The organism is Methylobacterium iners, assembly GCF_022179305.1.
In the GTDB taxonomy this organism is placed as follows: Bacteria; Pseudomonadota; Alphaproteobacteria; order Rhizobiales; family Beijerinckiaceae; genus Methylobacterium; species Methylobacterium iners.
In genome coordinates, this window is sequence record NZ_BPQP01000001.1 from 1 (window position 1) to 21,083 (window position 21,083).

Annotated in this window: 15 protein-coding genes; 3 read left to right on the top strand and 12 right to left on the bottom strand. The window is 68.7% G+C overall.

The genetic code is table 11. The features are described 5' to 3' along the window. Nucleotides 1–55 precede the first annotated feature (55 nt). The 10 genes from MFF55_RS00005 to MFF55_RS00050 form a co-directional block, all read right to left on the bottom strand. Nucleotides 56–676, bottom strand: a complete 621-nt coding sequence (locus MFF55_RS00005; protein ID WP_238241769.1) for an NADH-quinone oxidoreductase subunit J — start codon at nt 674–676, stop codon at nt 56–58. A gap of 193 nt (nt 677–869) precedes the next feature. Beyond that, nucleotides 870–1,358 carry an NADH-quinone oxidoreductase subunit NuoI gene (gene nuoI, locus MFF55_RS00010; protein WP_238241771.1) on the bottom strand — a complete coding sequence of 163 codons (489 nt, stop codon included), beginning with the start codon at nt 1,356–1,358 and terminating at the stop codon, nt 870–872. 76 nt (nt 1,359–1,434) lie between these two features. After that, nucleotides 1,435–2,463, bottom strand: coding sequence for an NADH-quinone oxidoreductase subunit NuoH (gene nuoH / locus MFF55_RS00015; RefSeq protein ID WP_238241773.1), 1,029 nt, complete (start codon nt 2,461–2,463; stop codon nt 1,435–1,437). 12 nt (nt 2,464–2,475) lie between these two features. Beyond that, nucleotides 2,476–4,557: an NADH-quinone oxidoreductase subunit NuoG gene (gene nuoG / locus MFF55_RS00020; protein ID WP_238241779.1), complete on the bottom strand. Its 2,082-nt coding sequence runs from the start codon at nt 4,555–4,557 to the stop codon at nt 2,476–2,478. Between the two features lie 40 nt (nt 4,558–4,597). Further along, on the bottom strand, nt 4,598–5,899 hold the full coding sequence (gene nuoF, locus MFF55_RS00025) for an NADH-quinone oxidoreductase subunit NuoF (RefSeq protein WP_238241780.1): 1,302 nt from the start codon (nt 5,897–5,899) through the stop codon (nt 4,598–4,600). A gap of 9 nt (nt 5,900–5,908) precedes the next feature. Continuing rightward, nucleotides 5,909–7,264, bottom strand: coding sequence for an NADH-quinone oxidoreductase subunit NuoE (gene nuoE / locus MFF55_RS00030; protein WP_238241783.1), 1,356 nt, complete (start codon nt 7,262–7,264; stop codon nt 5,909–5,911). Nucleotides 7,265–7,286: 22 nt separating this feature from the next. Next, complete coding sequence (locus tag MFF55_RS00035; RefSeq protein WP_238241787.1) at nt 7,287–8,477, bottom strand: NADH-quinone oxidoreductase subunit D; 1,191 nt, start codon at nt 8,475–8,477, stop codon at nt 7,287–7,289. Between the two features lie 7 nt (nt 8,478–8,484). Continuing rightward, nucleotides 8,485–9,132: an NADH-quinone oxidoreductase subunit C gene (locus MFF55_RS00040; RefSeq protein ID WP_238241793.1), complete on the bottom strand. Its 648-nt coding sequence runs from the start codon at nt 9,130–9,132 to the stop codon at nt 8,485–8,487. A 4-nt stretch (nt 9,133–9,136) separates the two neighbouring features. Next, nucleotides 9,137–9,724: a NuoB/complex I 20 kDa subunit family protein gene (locus MFF55_RS00045; RefSeq protein ID WP_238241795.1), complete on the bottom strand. Its 588-nt coding sequence runs from the start codon at nt 9,722–9,724 to the stop codon at nt 9,137–9,139. A gap of 42 nt (nt 9,725–9,766) precedes the next feature. Next, nucleotides 9,767–10,132, bottom strand: coding sequence for an NADH-quinone oxidoreductase subunit A (locus tag MFF55_RS00050; RefSeq protein WP_238241796.1), 366 nt, complete (start codon nt 10,130–10,132; stop codon nt 9,767–9,769). Between the two features lie 429 nt (nt 10,133–10,561). Here MFF55_RS00050 and MFF55_RS00055 point away from each other — a divergent pair, with 429 nt between their 5' ends. From MFF55_RS00055 to MFF55_RS00065, 3 genes are all read left to right on the top strand, one after another. Continuing rightward, nucleotides 10,562–11,839, top strand: a complete 1,278-nt coding sequence (locus MFF55_RS00055; RefSeq protein ID WP_238241798.1) for an N-acetylmuramoyl-L-alanine amidase — start codon at nt 10,562–10,564, stop codon at nt 11,837–11,839. A 174-nt stretch (nt 11,840–12,013) separates the two neighbouring features. Then, a complete protein-coding gene (locus MFF55_RS00060) occupies nt 12,014–14,428 on the top strand; it encodes a penicillin-binding protein 1A (protein WP_238241800.1) in 2,415 nt (804 codons plus the stop codon). A 79-nt stretch (nt 14,429–14,507) separates the two neighbouring features. Beyond that, nucleotides 14,508–17,789, top strand: coding sequence for a PAS domain S-box protein (locus MFF55_RS00065; RefSeq protein WP_238241804.1), 3,282 nt, complete (start codon nt 14,508–14,510; stop codon nt 17,787–17,789). Nucleotides 17,790–17,805: 16 nt separating this feature from the next. Here the strand turns inward: MFF55_RS00065 and MFF55_RS00070 are convergent, their stop codons facing one another. Both MFF55_RS00070 and MFF55_RS00075 read right to left on the bottom strand, forming a co-directional pair. After that, nucleotides 17,806–18,765, bottom strand: coding sequence for an alginate O-acetyltransferase AlgX-related protein (locus MFF55_RS00070; RefSeq protein ID WP_238241811.1), 960 nt, complete (start codon nt 18,763–18,765; stop codon nt 17,806–17,808). A gap of 83 nt (nt 18,766–18,848) precedes the next feature. Beyond that, nucleotides 18,849–20,942 (bottom strand): TonB-dependent receptor family protein, encoded by a 2,094-nt coding sequence (locus MFF55_RS00075; protein ID WP_238241814.1) that lies wholly within the window; start codon nt 20,940–20,942, stop codon nt 18,849–18,851. Nucleotides 20,943–21,083 lie beyond the last annotated feature (141 nt).

The window sequence follows — 21,083 nt, forward strand, 5'->3', positions numbered from 1 at the left end:
ACGCCGAGCGTGAACAGGATCGCGGCGACCGTCAGGTAGTGGCTCAAGCCGATCATCAGACCTCCACGCCCTGGCGCGAAGGCACCTTGATCGTGTCCACCGCCATGCCTTGCGTGCGCGTGTTCTGCACCGAGATGTTCTGGCGCTTGACGCCCGGGCGGTCGCGAAGGGTGAGAACGATGGCGCCGATCATCGCGACGAGGAGGATCAGCCCGGCCAGCTGAAAGAAGAAGGCGTAGTCGGTGTAGAGCACGCGGCCGAGCGCCTGCGTGTTCGTCATGGATTCGGTGCCCGCGACCGTGCCCAGCGGCGCCTGGACCAGGCCCGGATCGATCGACCAGGAGCCCACCACCAGGATGAGCTCGATGAGGAAGATCGCGCCGATCAGCCCGCCAACCGGCAGGTATTGCTGGAAGCCCTGGCGGAGCTGCGCGAAATCGACGTCGAGCATCATCACGACGAACAGGAACAGCACGGCGACGGCGCCGACATAGACGACGACGAGGATCATCGCGAGGAATTCGGCGCCCATCAGCACGAAAAGGCCGGCCGCGTTCACGAAGGCGAGGATCAGGAACAGCACCGAGGCGACGGGATTGCGCGAGGCGATCACCATGAAGCCTGAGGCGATGGTGATGCCCGCGAACAGGTAGAAGAAGGCGGCGGCTGCACTCATGCGATGGTCGGGATCAGCCGCCCCGAGGGCGGCCCCTTCTGCCTCAGCCTAGCGATGGGCCGGAAACGCCAGCCGTCTATAGAACCCGGTCTTGCGGGGCACAACAGGTCTGCGTTGCGCGGTGGCGAATGGCAGGGTTGCGGTCGCTCGGCCGGATCGCGGAACCAGGACCGCCCCACCGGCCGTTCGCTCCCTACCGATAAGGCGCATCCACCGCGAGGTTGCGCGCGATCTCCCGCTCCCAGCGATCGCCGTTCAGGAGGAGCTTCTCCTTGTCGTAGAGCAGCTCCTCGCGGGTCTCCACCGAGAACTCGAAGTTTGGCCCCTCGACGATGGCATCGACGGGGCAAGCCTCCTGGCACATGCCGCAATAGATGCACTTCACCATGTCGAGGTCGTAGCGGGTGGTGCGCCGGGTTCCGTCGTTGCGGCGCGGCCCCGCCTCGATCGTGATGGCCTGGGCCGGGCAGATCGCCTCGCAGAGCTTGCAGGCGATGCAGCGCTCCTCGCCGTTGGGATAGCGGCGCAGGGCGTGCTCGCCCCGGAAGCGCGGGCCGCGATGGCCCATCTCGAAGGGATAGTTGATCGTGGCCTTCGGCTTGAAGAAGTACTTCATGGCGAGGACGAACCCCGACACGAACTCCTTCAGCAGAAGGCTCTTGGCGACTTGATCGAGCTGCATGGCGCGATGTCCATTGTAGCGCCGTCCGGGAAAAGTATGTGCGGTTTTCCGTGAGACGGCGCGAAAAAACAATGCGTTATGTGGGAAGCGGCACCGGCGCGAGGCCGGTGAGTTTCAGGACGAAGGCCACGACGATCACCGAGGCGAGGGAGATCGGCAGGAACACCTTCCAGCCGAGCCGCATGAGCTGGTCGTAGCGGTAGCGGGGCACCATGGCCTTCACCATGGCGATCATGAAGAACAGGAAGCTCGCCTTCAGCGCGAACCAGATCACGCCCGGGATCCAGGTGAAGGGCGCGAAGGGGATCGGCGAGAGCCAGCCGCCGAGGAAGAGCACGGTGCCGAGCGCGCACATGGTCATGATCGCCACGTACTCGCCCAGCATGAACAGCAGGTAGGGCGTCGAGGAATACTCGACCATGTAGCCCGCGACGAGCTCCGACTCGGCCTCCGGCAGGTCGAAGGGCGGGCGGTTCGTCTCGGCCATGGCCGAGATGAAGAACACCACGAACATCGGGAACAGCCAGAGCCAGTACCAGCCGAACAGGCCGAGGCCGGTGTCCTGCGCCATCACGATGCGCGAGAGGTTGAGCGAGCCGGCGCAGAGCAACACGCAGATGATCACGAAGCCGAGGGAGACCTCGTAGGAGATCATCTGGGCGGTGGAGCGGAGCGCGCCGAGGAAGGCGTATTTCGAGTTCGAGGCCCAGCCGCCCATGATCACGCCGTAGACCATCAGCGACGAGATCGCGAAGATGTAGGTGATGCCGACATTGAGGTCGGCGATGGCCCAGCCCTCGGCCAGCGGGATCACCGCCCAGGCCGCCAGCGCCAGGGTCGCGAAGACGAGCGGCGCCAGCAGGAAGATTCCCTTGTTGGCGCCCGCCGGAATGACCGGCTCCTTCAGCACGAACTTGAGCAGGTCGGCGAAGGATTGCAGCAGGCCCCAGGGCCCGACCACGTTCGGGCCGCGCCGGAGCTGCACCGCCGCCCAGATCTTGCGGTCGGCGAGCAGCGCGTAGGCGATGAAGACGAGCAGCGCCGAGAGCAGCACGAAGCTCTTGAGGACGAGGAGCAGCACCGTGCCGAGGAGGTCCCAGTTCATGGCGGCGGCCCCTTATTCCGCGGCTTCCAGCGCCTGCCCGCGGGCGAGCCCCGAACATTCGGCGAGCACGCGCGAGGCTCGGGCGATCGGATTGGTCAGGTAGAAATCTCGGATCGCCGCCGCGAACGGCGCCTTCGCCGGCTCGCCGCTCAAGGCCGCCAGTTGCCCCACCGTCGCGACGACATCGCCCGGTTCGATCGCGTCGAGGGCCGCGAAGTGCGGGTGATCGGTGTAGAGCGCGCGGCGCAGGGCGCTGAGCGAGTCGAAGGGCAGGCGCTGGCCGACCACGTCGGAGAGCGCGCGCAGCACCGCCCAATCCTCGCGGGCGTCGCCCGGCGGGAAACCCGCGCGGTTCGTCGTCTGAACGCGGCCTTCGAGGTTCACGTAGGTCGCGCTCTTCTCGGTGTAGGCGGCGCCGGGCAGGATCACGTCGGCGCGGGTGGCGCCGCGGTCGCCGTGCGTGCCCTGGTAGATCACGAAGGCGCCCGGCCCGATCTCGACCTCGTCGGCGCCGAGATTGAAGACCACATCGAGCGCGCCCGGCGCGATCATGCCCGCGAGGTCGAGCCCGCCTTCCGCGGGCACGAAGCCGAGGTCGAGGGCGCCGACGCGCGCGGCCGCGTTCTGGAGCACGGCAAAGCCGTTCCACTCCGCCGTGACGGCACCGATTTCCCAGGCGAGGGCGGCCGCCGCCGAGAGGATCGCCGCGCCGTCGGGCCGCGCGAGCGCACCGGCGCCGACGATCACCAGCGGCCGCTCGGCGCCCTTCAGCACCTCCGCGAAGCTATGGCGCCCGGCGGCCAAGTCCGAGAGGGTCTCCGGTCCGGCGCCGAGATAGGTGTGGGGATAGGTGAGGTCCGCCGGTTCCCCGATGAGCCCGACGGCGAGCGGCGCCATCCGCCAGCGCTTGCGGATGCGGACGTTGAGGAGGGAGGCCTCGAGCCGCGGGTTCGTCCCGACGAGCAGGATCGCGTCGGCCTCCTCGATGCCGGCGATGGTCGGATTGAAGATGTAGGCGGCCCGGCCCCAGGCCGGATCGATCGTCTCGCCAGCCTGGCGGCCATCGAGGTTCTTGACGCCGAGCGCCTGCATCAGGCGCTTCAGGGCGTAGGTCTCCTCGACGGCGGCGAGGTCGCCGACGATGGCACCGATCCGCCGGGCATCCGCGCCCTTCACCCGCGCCGCGATGGCCGAGAAGGCCTCGCCCCAGGAGGCCGGGCGCAGGCGCCCGTTCTCGCGGAGATACGGCCGGTCGAGGCGCTGCAGCTTCAGACCGTCGACGGCGTGGCGCGTCTTGTCGGAGATCCACTCCTCGTTGATGCCCTCGTGGACGCGCGGCTCGATCTGCAGGACCTCGCGGCCGCGGGCATCCACCCGGATCGCCGAGCCGACCGCGTCCATGACGTCGATCGATTCCGTCTTCGAGAGCTCCCAGGGGCGGATGTTGTAGCTCTGCGGCTTGTGGACGAGGGCGCCCACGGGGCAGAGGTCGGCGACGTTGCCCTGCAGCTCAGAGCCCATGGCGGATTCGAGGTAGCTCGTGATCTCCATGTCCTCGCCGCGACCGATGGCGCCGAGATCCGGCACGCCGGCGACCTCGGCGAGGAAGCGGACGCAGCGGGTGCAGTGGATGCAGCGGTTCATGGCCGTGCGCACCAGCGGGCCGATATACTTCTCCTCGACGGCGCGCTTGTTCTCGCCGTAGCGGGTCGAGTCGACGCCGTAGGCCATCGCCTGGTCCTGCAGGTCGCAATGGCCGCCCTGGTCGCAGATCGGGCAGTCGAGCGGGTGGTTGATGAGGAGGAACTCCATGACCCCCTCGCGGGCCTTCTTGGTGGTGCCTGAGCGCGTCAGGATCTCCGGCGGCTCGCCGTTGGGGCCGGGCCGGCAATCCTTCACGGCGTAGGCGCAGCTCGCCACGGGCTTGGGCGCGCCCTTCAGCTCGACAAGGCACATCCGGCAATTGCCGGCGATGGACAGCCGCTCGTGGAAGCAGAAGCGCGGGATCTCCGCGCCCGCGACCTCGCAGGCCTGGAGCAGGGTGTACTCGGCCGGAACATCGACCTCAATGCCGTCGACGAGGAGTTTGGTCATTCGTGCTTCTCGGTCTCGAACCTTGGTGCGATGACGCGGATCACTCCGCCGCCATCGGCAGGGGGTCGCTGTGCGGGTTGGCGCTGTAGCGGTCGATGCGGCGCTCGATCTCCGGGCGGAAGTGGCGGATCAGCCCCTGGATCGGCCAGGCCGCGGCGTCGCCCAGCGCACAGATCGTGTGACCTTCGATCTGCTTGGTGACGTCGAGCAGCATGTCGATCTCGCGGCGCTGCGCCCGGCCTTCCGCCATGCGCAGCATCACCCGCCACATCCAGCCGGTGCCCTCCCGGCAGGGCGTGCACTGGCCGCAGCTCTCATGCTTGTAGAAATAGGAGATGCGGGCGATCGCCGCCACGATGTCGGTCGATTTGTCCAGGACGATCACCGCGGCGGTCCCTAAGCCCGAGCCGAGGCCGCGCAGGGTGTCGAAATCCATCTTGGCGTCGATGATCTGCTCGGCCGGCACCAGCGGGACCGACGATCCGCCGGGGATGGAACACAAGAGGTTCTCCCAGCCGCCGCGCATGCCGCCGCAATGCTTGTCGATGAGTTCGCGGAAGGTGATGCCGAGTTCCTCCTCGACGTTGCCCGGCTTGTTAACGTGGCCCGAGACGCAGAACAGCTTCGTGCCGGTGTTGTTCTTGCCGCCGAGACCGGCGAACCAAGCGCCGCCCCGGCGCAGGATCGTGCCGGCGACCGCGATCGACTCGACGTTGTTCACAGTCGTGGGGCAGCCGTAGAGGCCCATATTGGCCGGGAAGGGAGGCTTCAGCCGCGGCATCCCCTTCTTGCCCTCGAGGCTTTCGATCAGCGCCGTCTCCTCGCCGCAGATATAGGCGCCGGCGCCGTGGTGGACGTAGATGTCGAACGGGTAGCCGTGGACGTTGTCCTGGCCCACGAGCCGGGCCTCGTAGGCTTCGTCGACGGCGCGCTGCAGGGCGTACTTCTCCGCGACGTACTCGCCGCGAATGTAGACGTAGCAGGCATGCGCCCCCATCGAGAACGAGGCCAGCAGGCAGCCCTCGATCAGGAGATGCGGATCGTGCCGCATGATCTCCCGATCCTTGCAGGTGCCGGGCTCCGATTCGTCGGCGTTGACCACGAGGTAATGGGGCCGCCCATCCGACTTCTTGGGCATGAACGACCACTTCAGGCCCGTCGGGAAGCCGGCGCCGCCGCGGCCGCGCAGACCAGAGGCCTTCATCTCCTCGATGATCCAGTCCCGGCCCATCTCGAGCAGGAACTTGGTGCCGTCCCAGGCGCCGCGCTTCTTGGCGGCGTCCAGGCCGGGGGAGTGCAGCCCGTAGAGGTTCGTGAAGATGCGATCCTGATCGGAGAGCATGTCAGCGGCTCACTGTTTCGGCTGGCTAGCGAGCGCGGCAGCTTGCGCCACCCAGCCCTCGCGATCGATGCGGCCCGGGAATGCCAGATAGGTCCCGACCCAGGCGACTTCGTCGCGACTCCAGCCCGCGATCTGGTCGAAATGGTAGATGCCGAGAGCGTGCAGCCGGGCCTCGTTGCCCGGACCGATGCCCTTGACCTTGGTGAGCGCGTCCGGCCCGCCGGCACGCGCGGCGTCCAGACCCGCAGGGCGGCGGCCGACCGCATCGGCCTTCTGCTCGGGGCTCGCGTCCTTGGGCAGGGCGGAGAGCGCCTTCGCGATCCGCGCCTCCTCGGTTTCCGCAGCCTCGACGCCCTCGCTGGCACCCGAAACGACGGGTTGCGGAGGAGTTTCGCCGCGCGTCAGAGCGGATTGGTGGCCGGCTTCGGCGCCGGCCGCCTCGCCCTTCGCCACGATCTCGGCCGGCGCGTCGAGCTTGGGCGGATCGGTCGGCCGGACCTCGCCCTCCTTCGCCGTGGAGACGGTTTCGTCGGAGGCCGCCTTCCGGTCCTCCGCCGAAACCGGCGCCTGCCCGGCCGCGCTGCGCTGTACGGGCGTATCCATCGCGGCGGTCCCGACCGCCCGGCCGGCACTGGGCCGGGCCGGCTTCGGATCGGCGGCGGCGCGCTGCTCGCTCGACGCCGCCTCGCCAGTCGAAGCCGGCTCGCTGCCCGTCTCCTCGAAGCGCTTGCGCCAGGCGCCGACGCGCGAGCCGTCGAACAGCGTCGGGTCGGTCAGCGTGTTCACCGCATCCTTCGGCTCGGACGACGTCCGGCCGATCTGCGAGCCCACCTTGACGGGACGACCCGCGGCGAGGTCGTCCATGAGCTTGCCGAGGAGCTCCGGATTCAGATCCTCGTAGTAGTCCTGGTTGATCTGGGCCATCGGCGCGTTGCAGCAGGCGCCCAGGCACTCGACTTCGAGCCAGGAGAAGTTGCCGTCGGCGCTGACATGGCCCGGGGCGCCGAGGCGCTTGTGGAGATAGTCCTTCAACTCGCGCGCGCCGCAGGAATCGCAGGGCACCGTGCCGCAGAGCTGGATCCAGAACCGGCCGACCGGCTCCAGGGCGAACATCGTGTAGAAGGTCGCGACTTCGAGCACGCGGATATGCGGCATGCCGAGCTCGTCGGCCACCGCCTCGATGGCCTTCTGAGGCAGCCAGCCGCCATTCTGCTCCTGCGCCTTCCACAGGAGCGGGATCACCGCCGAGGCCTGCCGACCCTCGGGGTACTTGGCGATCTGGCCCTTGGCCCATTCCGCGTTCTCCGGGGAGAAGGCGAAGCTCTGGGGCTGCTCGGCGGCGGGGGCGAGTCTGCGGTTAGCCATCAGTTCGAAACCCTGAATTCCCTCACCGGTCCACCTCACCGAACACGATGTCCAGCGTCCCCAACACGCAGGACACGTCGGCCAGCATGTGGCCGCGGCACATCCAGTCCATCGCCTGCAGATGGGCGAAGCCGGGTGCGCGGATCTTGCAGCGATAGGGCTTGTTGGTGCCGTCCGAGACCAGGTAGACGCCGAACTCGCCCTTGGGCGCCTCGACCGCGGCGTAGACCTCGCCCGCCGGCACGTGGAAGCCTTCCGTGTAGAGCTTGAAGTGGCGGATCAGCGCCTCCATCGAGCGCTTCATCTCGCGGCGCGGCGGCGGCACGACCTTGCCGTCGAGCGCCGTGACCGGCCCCTGGCCCGCAGGCTCACGGAGCTTGGCGATGCACTGCTTCATGATGCGCACGGACTGGCGCATCTCCTCCATGCGGATGACCTGGCGGTCGTAGGTGTCGCCGTTCTTCCCCACGGGAACGTCGAATTCCATCTCCTCGTAGCATTCGTAGGGCTGCGACTTGCGCAGATCCCACGGGATGCCGGAGCCGCGGACCATCACGCCCGAGAAGCCCCAGGCCATGGCCTCGTCCACCGTGACGATGCCGATGTCGACGTTGCGTTGCTTGAAGATGCGGTTGCCCATGACGAGGTCGTCGAGGTCGTCGACCACCTGCAGGAAGGGATCGCAGAAGGCCTCGATGTCGTCGATCAGCGCCGGCGGCAGGTCCTGGTGGACGCCGCCCGGACGGAAGTAGTTGGCGTGGAGCCGGGCGCCCGACGCCCGCTCGTAGAAGATCATCAGCTTCTCGCGCTCCTCGAACCCCCAGAGCGGGGGCGTCAGCGCGCCGACATCCATGGCCTGCGTCGTAACGTTGAGGAGGTGCGAGAGCAGGCGGCTGATCTCGGAGAACAGGACCCGTATGAGTTGTCCGCGGCGCGGCACCTCGAGCCCGAGCAGTTTCTCCATCGCCAGGCAGAAGCCGTGCTCCTGGCACATGGGCGCGACATAATCGAGCCGGTCGAAATAGGGCGTCACCTGCAGGTAGGTCTTGTACTCGATCAGCTTCTCGGTGCCGCGGTGGAGCAGGCCGATATGCGGATCGACCCGCTCGACGATCTCGCCGTCGAGTTCCAGCACGAGGCGCAGCACGCCGTGCGCCGCCGGATGCTGCGGGCCGAAGTTGATCGCGAAGTTGCGGATGTTGTGCTCGGTCATGGGGACCTCAAGCCGACTTCTTCTCGTCGCCGGGCAGCACGTATTCCGTGCCCTCCCACGGCGACAGGAAGTCGAAGTTCCGGAATTCCTGCGTGAGCTTCACGGGCTCGTAGACGACCCGCGCCTCGTCCTGGTCGTAGCGGACCTCGACGAAGCCCGTGAGCGGGAAGTCCTTGCGCAGGGGATGACCCTCGAAGCCGTAATCGGTCAGCAGCCGGCGCAGGTCCGGATGCCCTGAAAACAGGATGCCGTAGAGGTCGTAGGCCTCGCGCTCGTACCAGTTGGCGGCCGGAAACACCTCGATCGCGGAGGGGACGGGCGTCTGCTCGTCCGTGCGCACCTTCACCCGGATGCGCCGGTTATGGCGCAGGGAGAGCAGGTGGTAGACGACGTCGAAACGCTTCTCGCGGCCCGGATAATCCGCACCGCAGATGTCGATGAAGCAGCGGAAGGCGCAGGCCGGGTCGTCGCGCAGGTAGGTCAGCGCGTAGACGATGTCCGAGGCCTGGACGACGAGGGTCAGCTCACTGAGGGCGATGGTCCGCTCGACGATGGCGGGTCCCAGAGCGCCGGCGACATGGTCGGACAGCGCCTGCAGCGCCGCGTCGCCGGAGGCCGGCTGGGTATGGCGCAGGATGGTGATGCCGTTGGTCATGCGCTCACCGCTCGATCGTGCCGGTGCGGCGGATCTTCTTCTGAAGAAGAAGCACGCCGTAGAGCAGCGCCTCCGCTGTCGGCGGGCAGCCAGGCACATAGATGTCGACCGGCACGACCCGGTCGCAGCCGCGCACCACCGAGTAGGAATAGTGATAGTAGCCGCCGCCATTGGCGCAGGAGCCCATCGAGATGACGTAGCGGGGCTCCGGCATTTGGTCGTAGACCTTGCGCAAGGCAGGCGCCATCTTGTTCGTCAGGGTGCCCGCGACGATCATCACGTCGGACTGGCGCGGCGAGCCCCGCGGAGCGAAGCCGAAGCGCTCGCAATCGTAGCGCGGCATCGACATCTGCATCATCTCGACTGCGCAGCAGGCGAGCCCGAAGGTCATCCACATCAGCGAGCCGGTGCGCGCCCAGTTGATGAGGTCGTCGGCCGAGGTGACGAGGAAGCCGCGGTCGGCGAGCTCGTCGTTGAAGGCGAGGAAGGTCGGGTCGTCCGCGCCGATCGGCTTGCCCGTGTTGGGATCGATGATCCCCTTGGGGGCGGGCGCGATCGCCCGGGCGCGGGACAGTTCGGGGGTGAAGGCCATCGGTTTCTCGGGATCAGGCTTCGGGTCTGGCGGCGTTGTAGGCTAGTCCCATTCGAGGGCGCCCTTGCGCCACTCGTAGACGAAGCCGACCGTCAGCACGCCGAGGAAGATCATCATCGACCACATCCCGAACCAGCCGAGCTCGCCGAAGGTGATGGCCCAGGGGAACAGGAAGGCGACTTCGAGGTCGAAGATGATGAACAGGATCGCCACCAGGTAGAAGCGCACGTCGAACTTCATGCGCGCATCGTCGAAGGCGTTGAAGCCGCACTCGTAGGCCGAAAGCTTCTCCGGGTCGGGGCTGTTGTAGGCGACCAGGAACGGCGCCACGAGCAACGCCACCGCGATGAAGAGCGACACGCCGATGAAGACGATGAGGGGCAGGTAATCCGCCAGCAGGCCGGTCATCCGACACCTCTCTCGATGGGTCGCGGTGGGACGTGCACGGAGCCGCGGCGGGCCGCGTGGAATTGCTCCAATGTCAGACTGTGCACCAGGGACTTAGACGACGCCCCTCGGGAGGACAAGGGCGCCCCGAGGCTGCACCGGCGAGGCGATTTCTCGGCGGCGCGACGATCGCGGCGGGTGGCGTCGATCCCGTAGATGGGAAGCCCGCGGTTCGGCCGGTAGGCACCGCGTCAGGCGTCCCCGTGCGACCTTTTCGGCCCTCTGGATGTCCGCTGTGATCCCGGCGCCGCTGCCCCATGCTGCGGATGCATGGCCGGACTCTGTCGCAGGGCAGCAACAACGGGCCGCGAACAGGGTCGAGAGGGTGAGGAACGGTTAACCATCCCGACCGTATGCCTTAACGAAAAGCAACGCACCGCCCTCGGACCGATGCTTCCACGCGCCCTCTGCTCCCCCGTTCTCACGGTCTTCGCCTCGCTCGCCCTAACGGCCGGCTTGCCCGCTTTCGCGCAGGATGCCGGGCGCAGCCGCACGACCGCGCAGGGGAGCGCCGCCGTGGCGATCGCCGCGGAACTCGGGCCCGGCGCCGGCGGGACGACCCGCCTGACCCTGACCCTCTCGAAGGCGGTCGACGCCCGCGCCTTCGTGATGGAGCGCCCGGACCGCGCCGTGATCGATCTGCCCGAGGTCAACTTCCAACTCGGCCCGGAGGCCGGACGCCGCCGCGAGGGCGTGGTCGCCTCGTTCCGCTACGGGCTGTTCGCGCCCGGCCGCTCCCGGATCGTGGTCGATCTCGCGCAGCCCGCGACCGTCGGCGGGATCGAGACCGTGACGCGGCCCCGCGACGGCGCGGTCCTGCTCTCGATCGATTTCCAGCGCAGCGACCGCGAAGGCTTCCGCCGCGCGGCGGTGGCCAGCGATCCCTCGCCGGCCTCGCGCAAGGCCGCGGCCGCGCCGGAGCCCGCCGATCCCCGCCCGCTCATCATGATCGATGCCGGCCACGGCGGCACCGATCCCGGCGCGATCGCGGCGACCGGGGTGTTCGAGAAGGACATCGTCTTCGGCTTCGCCCGGGCCCTCGTCGCCCGTCTTGAGGGCTCGGGCCGCTACCGCGTGCGGATGACCCGCGACCGCGACGTGTTCGTGCCGCTCTCCGAGCGGGTGCGGCTCGCCCGCGAGGCGAACGCCGACCTTCTCGTCTCGATCCACGCGGATTCGATCTCGTCGGCGCCGCAAGTGCGGGGCGCCACGGTCTATACCGGATCGGAGCGGGCCACCGACGCCGAATCCGCCAAGCTCGCCGAGCGCGAGAACCGCGCCGACGTGGCGGCAGGGACGGAGACCGTGGAGGGGCCGGCCCAGGTCGCCGACATCCTGCAGGAGCTCACGCTGCGGGAGACCCGCAGCTTCTCGTCGGGCTTCGCCAAGGGCCTGATGGCGCAGCTCGGGCCGGTGATGGAGCTGAGCCCCAAGCCGCACCGGGAGGCCGGCTTCGTGGTGCTGCGCTCGCCCGACGTGCCCTCGGTCCTGGTCGAGCTCGGCTACCTCTCGAGCAAGCGCGACCTCGACCTTCTGCAATCCGAGACTTGGCGCACCGAGGTCACCGGCGCGATGGGCAAGGCGATCGATGCCTTCTTCGCCAATCGCACCAGCCTGACCCGGCCGGCGCCGCGGCGTTCGGCGGCCATCGCCCCAGTTTCACCATAGAAGCGGTGTGAGAACGGGGCGACGGAACGCCCCGGCCGGACCGACGCCGACGATTCGGCGTGGACGCCCGAATCGGGGAACACGCGAACGCCGCTAAAGGCCATATCGATTGAGCGCGCGGCTTGCAGCCCCGCGGTTCCGGCTGGCTGCGGATCATCGACGGACGGGACCCGGATGCGCTTCATCCTTCGTTTCTTCGGCTTCCTGTTCAGCATCGGCGCGATGCTGTTCGTGGTGGTCGCCGCGGTCGGCGCCTACTTCTATTACATCTACAGCCAGGACCTGCCGGACCACGCAGCGCTCGCCAATTACGAGCCGCCGGTGATGAGCCGCGTCCACGCCTCCGACGGCTCCCTGCTCGCCGAATACGCCAACGAGCGCCGGCTCTACCTGCCGATCCAGGCGATGCCGAAGATCGTGATCGCCGCCTTCCTCTCGGCCGAGGACAAGAATTTCTACAAGCATGGCGGCGTCGATCCCGAGGGCATCGTTCGCGCGGTGCTGACGAACGCCCGCAGCGGCAAGAAGCAGGGCGCCTCGACCATCACCCAGCAGGTCGCCAAGAACTTCCTGCTCACGAACGAGCAGACCTTCGACCGCAAGGTCAAGGAAGCGCTGATCGCCTTCCGGATCGAGGCGACCTACTCGAAGGACAAGATCCTCGAGCTCTACCTCAACGAGATCTTCCTCGGCACGATCGTGCCGGGCCGCAACCTGCACGGGGTCGCGGCGGCGGCGCTCGATTATTTCGGCAAGTCCGTGCACGAGCTGACGATCAACGAGGCGGCCTACCTCGCCGCCCTGCCGAAGGGGCCGAACAACTACCACCCCTATCGCAAGACCCAGGAGGCGCTGAGCCGGCGCAACGAGATCATCGGGCTGATGGCCCAGAACGGCTACATCACGAAGGAAGAGAGCGAGGCCGCGCGCAAGACGGGCTTGAGCGTCAACCCGCGCGTCGCCTTCGCTAACGCCGCCAACGCCAACTACTTCACCGAAGAGGTCCGGCGCGAGATCACCGAGCGATACGGCGAGAAGAAGCTCTACGAGGGCGGGCTCTCCGTGCGCGCCACCCTCGACCCGAAGATGCAGGCCTGGGCGCGCCGCGCCCTGCTCGACGGCCTCATCACCTACGACCAGCGCCAGGGCTGGCGCGGGGCGCAGGCCAAGGTCGACCTCGTCGGTCGCGATTGGGGGCTCGCCGTCTCCGAGGTTCCGGCGCTCGGCGACGTGGCGCCCTGGCGGCTCGCCGTCGTCCTGAGCACCACCGGCAACCAGGTCCAGATCGGCCTGCAGCCGCGCCGCGAGGCGTCCGGCGCGGTTTCCAAGGAGCGTGAGACCGGCACGATCGCCCCCGATGGGATGCGCTGGACCGGGCGCACCCCCGCGAACGGCCTCAGCGCCGGCGACGTCGTCTACGTCGAGGCGCTGGACAGCGCGCGCAACACCTACCGCCTGCGCCAGCGGCCCGAGGTCTCCGGTGCCATCGTGGCGATGGACCCCTATACGGGCCGCGTCCATGCCATGGTCGGCGGCTTCTCCTTCGACGAGAGCCAGTTCAACCGGGCGACGCAGGCCCAGCGCCAGCCGGGCTCGTCCTTCAAGCCGCTCGTCTACTCGGCGGCGCTCGACAACGGCTACACCCCGTCCTCGATCGTGCAGGACTCGCCAATCACCATCGAGGCCGGCCCCGGCCAGGAGGCGTGGTCGCCCTCGAACTACGACGGCAAGGCGAGCGGCCCGCACACCCTGCGCTACGGCATCGAGCATTCGAAGAACCTGATGACCGTGCGGCTCGCCAAGGACGTCGGCATGCCGCTCATCGCCGAGTACGCCCGCCGCTTCGGCGTCTACGACGACATGCTCCCCGTGCTGCCGATGTCGCTGGGCGCCGGCGAGACGACCGTCATGCGCATGGTCACGGCCTATTCGATGCTGGCCAATGGCGGCCGGCGCATCCGCCCGACCTTGATCGACCGCATCCAGGACCGGGTGGGCGAGACCATCTACAAGCACGACAACCGCAAGTGCCTCGGCTGCGACGCCGAGAAATGGTCGGGCCAGGACGAGCCCAAGCTCGTGGACGATTCCGAGCAGGTGCTCGATCCGCTGACCGCCTACCAGATGGTCTCGATCATGGAGGGCGTGGTCCAGCGCGGCACGGCGACGATCCTGAAGCAGATCGGCAAGCCGCTCGCGGGCAAGACCGGTACCACGAACGACGCCAAGGACGCCTGGTTCGTCGGCTTCTCGCCGGACCTCGCGGTGGGCGTCTATGTCGGCTTCGACAAGCCGCGCTCGCTCGGCGACCGGGCGACCGGCGGCGGCCTCGCCGCGCCGATCGTGCTCAGCTTCCTGAAGGACGCGCTCAAGGACAAGCCGCCGACGCCGTTCCGCGTGCCGCCGGGGATCAAGCTGATCCGCGTCGCCGCGTCGAGCGGCATGCGCGCCGGCTCGGGCGAGGGCGGCGGCACCATCCTGGAGGCCTTCAAGCCGGGCACCGCCCCGCCCGACGCCTACGTCGCACCGGCCACGGCCGCGGTGCCGGTGGATGCGGACCGGGCCGCCCAGGCGGGCGGACTGTACTGAGGCGATCTCTCCGCCGTCGCGGTATCACGAATACGGTTCCGTTAAGGAGAGAGCAAAGCCTCTCGGGTAGCGGTGTCCGATGGCCGCTGATACCGCCCCGCCGCGAGGCGACCGTCGATCGCTCCTCGTCCGGAATCCGGCGAATGTCGCGATCGTCGCGGCGGCGCTTATCCTGCTGTTCGGCGGCTGGCAGATCGAGCGCGCCTACCGCACGGCGGTCGCTGAGGCCCTGAACGAAGTCCGCAATCTCAGCCGCTCCCTGGCCCAGCATATGGAGCGGAGCATCGAGGGCGTTGATCTGATCCTCGGCGGCATCGTCGAGCGGCTGGAAGAAGGTGGCCTGTCCGACCCGGCCGCCTTCAAGTCCTTCCTCGTCGGACGTTCCAAGGCCGCCGTTCCGGCGCGGAACGTCGCGGTCCTGGATGCGGACGGCGAGTGGATCGTCTCGTCCGCGGCGAGCGAGCGCCAGGGCGTCATCGGTACGACCGATCGGCCGTATTTCCGGTTGCACCGCGCCTATGAGGGCCGCGGCCTCCACATCGACAACCTGACGAGGGGACGGATCAGCGGCAAGGCCATCGTTCCGCTGTCGAAGCGGTGGAACCGGCCGGACGGGTCCTTCGGCGGCGTCGTGGTCGCCTCCCTCAACCCGGATTATTTCAGCACCTTCTACGAGCGGGTCGGCGTCGGCGAGAAGGGCGCCATCGCCCTGATCAGCGACGAGAAGCGGTTCCTCATCCGGCATCCCTTCGATCCGGATCTCGCCAGCCGTGACCTCTCGCGCTCTCCCCTGTTCCGCAACGCCAAGCCGGGCGCGCGGGAAGGCATCATGCGTTATCATTCGGCGGTGGACGGCGTCGAACGCATCGCCGCCTTCGAGCGTCTCGAGGCCTATCCCGTTCTCGTGCTCGCCGCCCGGAGCTTCGACGAGGTCCTGGCGCCCTGGCGCCGGGAGGCGCTGCTGCAGGGGACCGGCCTCGCCGCCGCGGCCGCGGCTCTGGTGGGATTGGGGATCGGCCTCGCCCGGCGTGAGCGGCGAATGCGGGCGGCCGAGGCGGCGATCCGGGCCGCTGCGGCCAAGCAGCGCGAGATCCTGGATTCGGCCAACGACGCCTTCGTCTCCCTGGACGGGTCCGGCCTCGTCACGGCCCTGAACCGGGCCGCCGAGCGGATGTTCGGCTGGCCTGCGGCCGAGGTGATCGGCCGGCCCGCCTCCGAGACGTTCTCAGCCTCGGACGCCGGCTCGTTCCTGCCGGACGGAGAGGGCGAGTCAGCCGGCAAGCGCGTCGAACGGATCGCCCGCCGTCGCGACGGCACCGCGTTCCCCGTCGAGGTCACCGTCTCCGCGACCGGCACCGGTGCGGACAGGGCCTTCAACGCCTTCATCCAGGACATCTCCGAGCGCAAGGGCCGGGAACGGGCGCTTGCCGAGAGCGAGGCCCGGTTCCGGGTGCTCGCCGAGAACACCAGCGAGCTGATCATGCTCGGCCGCGACGACGGCCGGCGCTCCTACATCTCGCCCGCCTCTGAGCGGCTGCTGGGTTTCGCGCCGGACGAACTCGCCGCCATGCGCCTGCGCGACTACGTCCATCCCGACGACCTGAAGATCCTCTACGAAGCGACGGCACGGCTCGGCCGGGGCGAAACACAGGTCGCGGTTGCCTACCGCAGCCTGCACAAGATCGACGGCTGGAGCTGGGTGGAGGGCAATTTCCGGCGGATCCCGGGTGCGACGGGCGACGCGCCGACCATCGTCGCGACCTTCCGCGACATCCGCGAGCGGCGCAGGCATCAGGCCGAGATCGAGGCCGCCAAGGATGCCGCGGAGCTGGCCAGCCGCGCCAAGACTGAGTTCCTGGCGACGATGAGCCACGAGATCCGCACGCCGCTCAACGGCGTCATCGGCTTCACGGGCCTGATCCTCGACCGGACCGATCTGCCGGCCGACCTGCGCCGGCAGGTCGAGCTGATCCGCAGCTCCGGCTCGTCCCTGCTCACGATCGTCAACGACATCCTCGATTTCTCGAAGATCGAGGCGGGCGAGGTCGAGCTTGTGCCGCGACCCTTCTCGCCTGCCTCCCTCGTCGAGGAGGCGGTGGCGATCCTGCGCAGGCATGCTGATTCCAACGGCACCACGATCACCGTCGCCCTCGACCCCGATCTCCCGCCGGGCCTGTCGGGCGATGCCGACCGTCTGCGGCAGGTGCTGCTGAACCTGCTGAACAACGCCGTGAAGTTCACCCGCCGCGGCCAAGTCACGGTCACCGTCGGCTGCCCGGTCGTCGAGGGCGCCGCGAGCCTGCGCGTCGCCGTGGCCGATACGGGTGTCGGTATCCCCGAGGACAAGCTCGGGCGGCTGTTCCAGCGCTTCAGCCAGGTCGACAGCTCCGTGCAGCGCGAGTTCGGCGGCACCGGGCTCGGCCTCGCCATCAGCAAGCAGCTCGTCGAGCTGATGGGCGGCGAGATCGGCGTCGAGAGCGTCCAGGGTCGTGGCTCGACCTTCCGTTTCGCCGTGCCGCTGCCGCCGGCGGCGCTCGCGCCGCCCGCATTGGAGCGCGTGGCGGGTCAGAGGACGGGGCGGAGGGGACGAATCCTCGTCGTGGATGACATCGCCATGAACCTCGAGATCGCCAGGGCGGTGCTGGAGGCGGCGGGGCACGCGGTGGACGAGGCGACGGACGGGACCGACGCCATCACGGCGGTCGAGCGCACGGCCTACGACCTCGTCCTGATGGACGTGCAGATGCCCGTGATCGACGGGATCACGGCGACGCGGCAGATCCGCAGCCTGCCGTCGCCCTACGGGACCGTGCCCGTCCTCGCGATGACGGCGAACGTGCTGCCGGCTCAGGTCGCCGCGCTTCTGGAGGCCGGGATGAACGGGCATGTCGGCAAGCCCTTCAAGCGCGAGGAGCTTCTGGCCGCGGTCGATCAGGTGCTTGCCGCGGCGGAGCCGGGTGCCGCGACATGTCTGACCGACCGGAGCGCCGCGACGGACGCGGTCCGTGTCGCATCGGAACCCGTGCTCGACCGCGAGACGCTGGCCGAGCTCACCGAGATGCTCTCGCCCTCCACGGTCCATTCCCTCCTCCTTCGCCTCGCCGAGCAGATCGAAGGTGGCGCGCTGATCGGCCCCGGACCCTGGGAGCCGAACGTCCTGAAACGCGAGGCGCACGCGCTCGTCTCCTCCGCCGGCCTCCTCGGCTTCGCCAGGCTGTCCAGCCTGTGCAAGGACCTGGAGCGGGCGATCGAAGCCGGTGACCCAGCGGATTTCGCGCATCGCGCCGTCGCAGCCGCCTGTCGCGAGGTTCTCGACACCGTCGCGACAGAGATTCACGCCGGGAAAAGCCGCGCCGCGTAAGACCCGCCGGCCCGGATCAGACGCCCTTGCGCGCCATCGCCAGTTCCGCCAGCCGCTCGATGGAGAAGTTTCGCTGGGGCAGGTCGATCATGAAGCGCTCGGCGATCTCGGTGACGACGAAATCCGGCCGGACCCGTTCCAGGTAGGCCCAGTCGACGCTCGTCGACCACAGCATGTGGACTTCGGCGAAGGTGTCGGCGAGGAGCGGCGTCAGGGTGCCGGTTCGCGGGTTCGGCGTGTGGTGCGCGTAGGAATCGCCGAACAGGACGAGGCGCCGCGGGTCTGGCGCGGCCGCGTTCCGGAACACGGCCTGCGCCCCGATATGCGCGTCGTAGCCGCGGCCCTTGGCCTCCAGCTCCAGGAGGAGGCGGTTGGCGTGGACACGGCGCGCTTCAGAGGCGAACACGCAGCTCTCCGCGACCTCGGCGCGCGGCGGGTCGAGCTTCAGGCCGAGGTCGCCCGTGTTCATGAGGTCGTCCGAGCCTGTCCGGCGTGCCTCGAAATCCTCGCGCGGAGCCACGCCGAGATGCCGGCAGATCGCCTGGTAGGCCAGCAGGCCGCCGGCGAAGGTCCAGTGCGAGTCCGTGCGCCGGTAGAGCGCGCTCGCGCGGGCCCTCGCCCGGAACGGACCGACAAGGTCGATCCAGGCGCCCTGCGCGATCGAGAGGCGCAGCCAGCGCGCCAGCCGCAGGGCAGGGGCGCGGTCGGGGTCGAACTCCAGCCCGTCGAGAGCGTCGAGCTGGACCGAGAGTTTCTCGGGCGCGACGACGTGGGCGAAGCGGATGCCGAGCCGATTGCAGCGCCGAACCCGATCTTCGAGAAGCCGCCGCCAGCGCCACAGGGCCGCCCGTGAGAAGCCGGGCACTCCGTATTGCGCGAGCACCCGGTTGCTCCCCCCGGTCAGAAACAGCCAGCCGTCCCGCCCGACATAAACGTCGGGATGGGGCGCCTCGGGGGCTGGAGCATCGGATCGCATGGGCGCTTGGTAGACGGAAAGCGCAGGTGATGCAGCCCTCTCGCCGGCGAAGGTCTCGGCTGGCACCGTGCGACGAGCAGCCTTCAGAACGATGCCCGAACCCCGCCGAAGAAGCTCCGCCCGACGCCTGGGTAGAAGGCGGCGAGGCCAGATCCTCCAGCCGTCCGGGCGTCGGTGACGACGGAGATGTCGGAGACGTAGCGCTTGTCCGCGAGGTTGCGGGCGTCGAGGAAGAGCGTGACGCCATGGGCGAAATCGATGCCCGCTTCAAGGTTGATCAGCGCGTAGCCGGGGACCCGCAGGTTGTTGGCGTGGTCGGCGAAGGCGCCCGTGGGCACCCAGTCGATGGAAGGCGTCAGGCGCAGACCGCTTGGGTGAGCGTAGGTGACGCTTGCCCGCAGCACGTCGTCGGGGACGCCGGCGATGCGGTTGTCCCGAAAGACCGGGTCGGACCGGAAGCGGAAGTCGTTGTGGGTCCAGATTCCTGCGAGGCTGAGCCGGTCGCCCGTCGTGCCGAGATCGCGCAGGATCTCGACCGAGAGGGCTGCCTCGACGCCCTGGTGGCGGGTGCGCGGCGCGTTGAAGGTGGCGGCCGGAATGGCGAGGGCCGGATTGACCGCGAAGTTGATGAGCTCGTCCCGGATCTCCGCGCGGTAGAGGGTGACGTCCCAGGCGACCCGGTCGATCCGGCCGCGGGCGCCGGCCTCGTAGGTCCAGGCGCGCTGGGCCCGGAGGGGCACGAAGGTGGTGCCGAGCGTGTTCGTCTGGACGAGGTCGGAGAAGTCCGGCACGTCGCGCGAGCGCGCCACGTCCCCGAAGACCTGGATCTCGGGCAAGGGCTGCCACAGAAGCCCGACCTTCGGGTTCACGCCCGTGTAGGTCTCGTTGGCGAAGGACGGGAGCCGGTTGGTTCCTGAGAACCCGCCCTTGTTGCTGTAGGTGCGGTTGGCGGAAAAGAGCTTCGCTCCGGTCATCAGGGCGACGTCCGGCAGGAACCAGAGGCGGTTCTCGCCATAGGCCTCGTAGTTCGCGGCGCTCTGCAGGGCCTCCAGCGTCTGCGCGCCGCGATTGCCGCGGACGTTGACATATTGCCGGGCCGAGTTCTGGCCGGCGAAGGCGCGAAGCCCGAGGATCGTGTCGTTGCGGAAGCCCGCGACATCGAAGCTGCCAGACCAGCGCGGGGCGATGCCGTAGGTCCAGCCGTCCTGGTCGATCACCTGGAAGATCGGGTGGTAGAGCGACTTGTGGATGGCCCAGGAATCGATGTCGAGGGTGCCGACGTCGAGGGCGAAGGAGGTGCGGTTGGCGATCCGCTCCGTCTCGACCTTGCGGGACTGGTTGCCCGTGATCGCGGTCGGGTTGGCGAGCGTCGGGTTGTTGAGCGCGTTGAAAAGGCTCAGCGTGCCGGGCAGCTTCTGGTTCGTCAGGTAGACGCCCGCGTAGAAGCGCGTCTCGATGCCGGGCGCGATGCGGTAGCCGACATTGGCGTTGAAGTTGCGCGTGATCTGCGTCTCGTGATCGCGGAAATTGTCCGCATTGGTCAGAGTGCCGCCGACGAAGAAGTCGAGCGGCCCGATCACCCGCGAGACCTGGAAGCTCTCCCGCAGCGTGTTGAAGCTGCCGCCGTCGATCCGCAGGATGGTGGGGCTGAGCGCCGTATAGGCCGTCGGCGTGACGACGTTGACCGCGCCGCCAAGCGTGGTCGCGCCGAAGGTGAGGGCGTTGCCGCCCTTGTAGATCTCGATCGAACGGAGGGTGAGCGGGTCGACCTGGTAGAAGTCGCCGCTGCCATCGGCGAGGTTGAGGGGAATGCCGTCCTGCAGGAGCTCGATGCCGCGCAGGTGGAAGCCGCGGCTGATCCCCGAGCCGCGGATCGAGAGGCGCAGCTCCTGGCCGTAGCGCGGCTGGACGAAGACGCCGGGCGTGTCCCTGAGGACGTCGCGCAGGGTGTTGGTGTAGCGGTCCTGGATGTCCTTGGCATCGACGAAGGCGACCGAGCCCACGGTGGCTTGAACGATCTCGCGCTGGCGGGCGACGCTCGGCACCGTGAGGGAGCCCGCGGCCGCCTCGACGGCGAGTTCCGCGAGACTCGTGGAGGGCGTGCTCTCGGCGTAGGCCGTTTGCAAGGGGACCAGGACGAGCGCGACTGCGCTCCCACGGATCAGGGACGAGGGCATGGTCCAGGGCTCCGGCTCGCGCCTCGCAGCCGCGGTCTCTCGCGGCGCGTCAGCGCGTCCTCATGGAGGTTGACGTTGCCGGTGGATCGATGGGCCGGGACACGCCTCCCTCCCCGCATGGGGAGAGCCGCGCGCTAACCG

What these genes read in the sequence shown, in the direction of transcription:
- nuoF (WP_238241780.1), bottom strand. Translation starts at nt 5,899, where the DNA reads ATGCTCTCCGATCAGGATCGCATCTTCACGAACCTCTACGGGCTGCAC.
- MFF55_RS00070 (WP_238241811.1), bottom strand. Translation starts at nt 18,765, where the DNA reads ATGCGATCCGATGCTCCAGCCCCCGAGGCGCCCCATCCCGACGTTTAT.
- MFF55_RS00060 (WP_238241800.1), top strand. Translation starts at nt 12,014, where the DNA reads ATGCGCTTCATCCTTCGTTTCTTCGGCTTCCTGTTCAGCATCGGCGCG.
- MFF55_RS00050 (WP_238241796.1), bottom strand. Translation starts at nt 10,132, where the DNA reads ATGACCGGCCTGCTGGCGGATTACCTGCCCCTCATCGTCTTCATCGGC.
- MFF55_RS00045 (WP_238241795.1), bottom strand. Translation starts at nt 9,724, where the DNA reads ATGGCCTTCACCCCCGAACTGTCCCGCGCCCGGGCGATCGCGCCCGCC.
- nuoH (WP_238241773.1), bottom strand. Translation starts at nt 2,463, where the DNA reads ATGAACTGGGACCTCCTCGGCACGGTGCTGCTCCTCGTCCTCAAGAGC.
- MFF55_RS00040 (WP_238241793.1), bottom strand. Translation starts at nt 9,132, where the DNA reads ATGACCAACGGCATCACCATCCTGCGCCATACCCAGCCGGCCTCCGGC.
- nuoG (WP_238241779.1), bottom strand. Translation starts at nt 4,557, where the DNA reads ATGACCAAACTCCTCGTCGACGGCATTGAGGTCGATGTTCCGGCCGAG.
- nuoE (WP_238241783.1), bottom strand. Translation starts at nt 7,264, where the DNA reads ATGGCTAACCGCAGACTCGCCCCCGCCGCCGAGCAGCCCCAGAGCTTC.
- MFF55_RS00005 (WP_238241769.1), bottom strand. Translation starts at nt 676, where the DNA reads ATGAGTGCAGCCGCCGCCTTCTTCTACCTGTTCGCGGGCATCACCATC.
- MFF55_RS00075 (WP_238241814.1), bottom strand. Translation starts at nt 20,942, where the DNA reads ATGCCCTCGTCCCTGATCCGTGGGAGCGCAGTCGCGCTCGTCCTGGTC.
- nuoI (WP_238241771.1), bottom strand. Translation starts at nt 1,358, where the DNA reads ATGCAGCTCGATCAAGTCGCCAAGAGCCTTCTGCTGAAGGAGTTCGTG.
- MFF55_RS00055 (WP_238241798.1), top strand. Translation starts at nt 10,562, where the DNA reads ATGCTTCCACGCGCCCTCTGCTCCCCCGTTCTCACGGTCTTCGCCTCG.
- MFF55_RS00035 (WP_238241787.1), bottom strand. Translation starts at nt 8,477, where the DNA reads ATGACCGAGCACAACATCCGCAACTTCGCGATCAACTTCGGCCCGCAG.
- MFF55_RS00065 (WP_238241804.1), top strand. Translation starts at nt 14,508, where the DNA reads ATGGCCGCTGATACCGCCCCGCCGCGAGGCGACCGTCGATCGCTCCTC.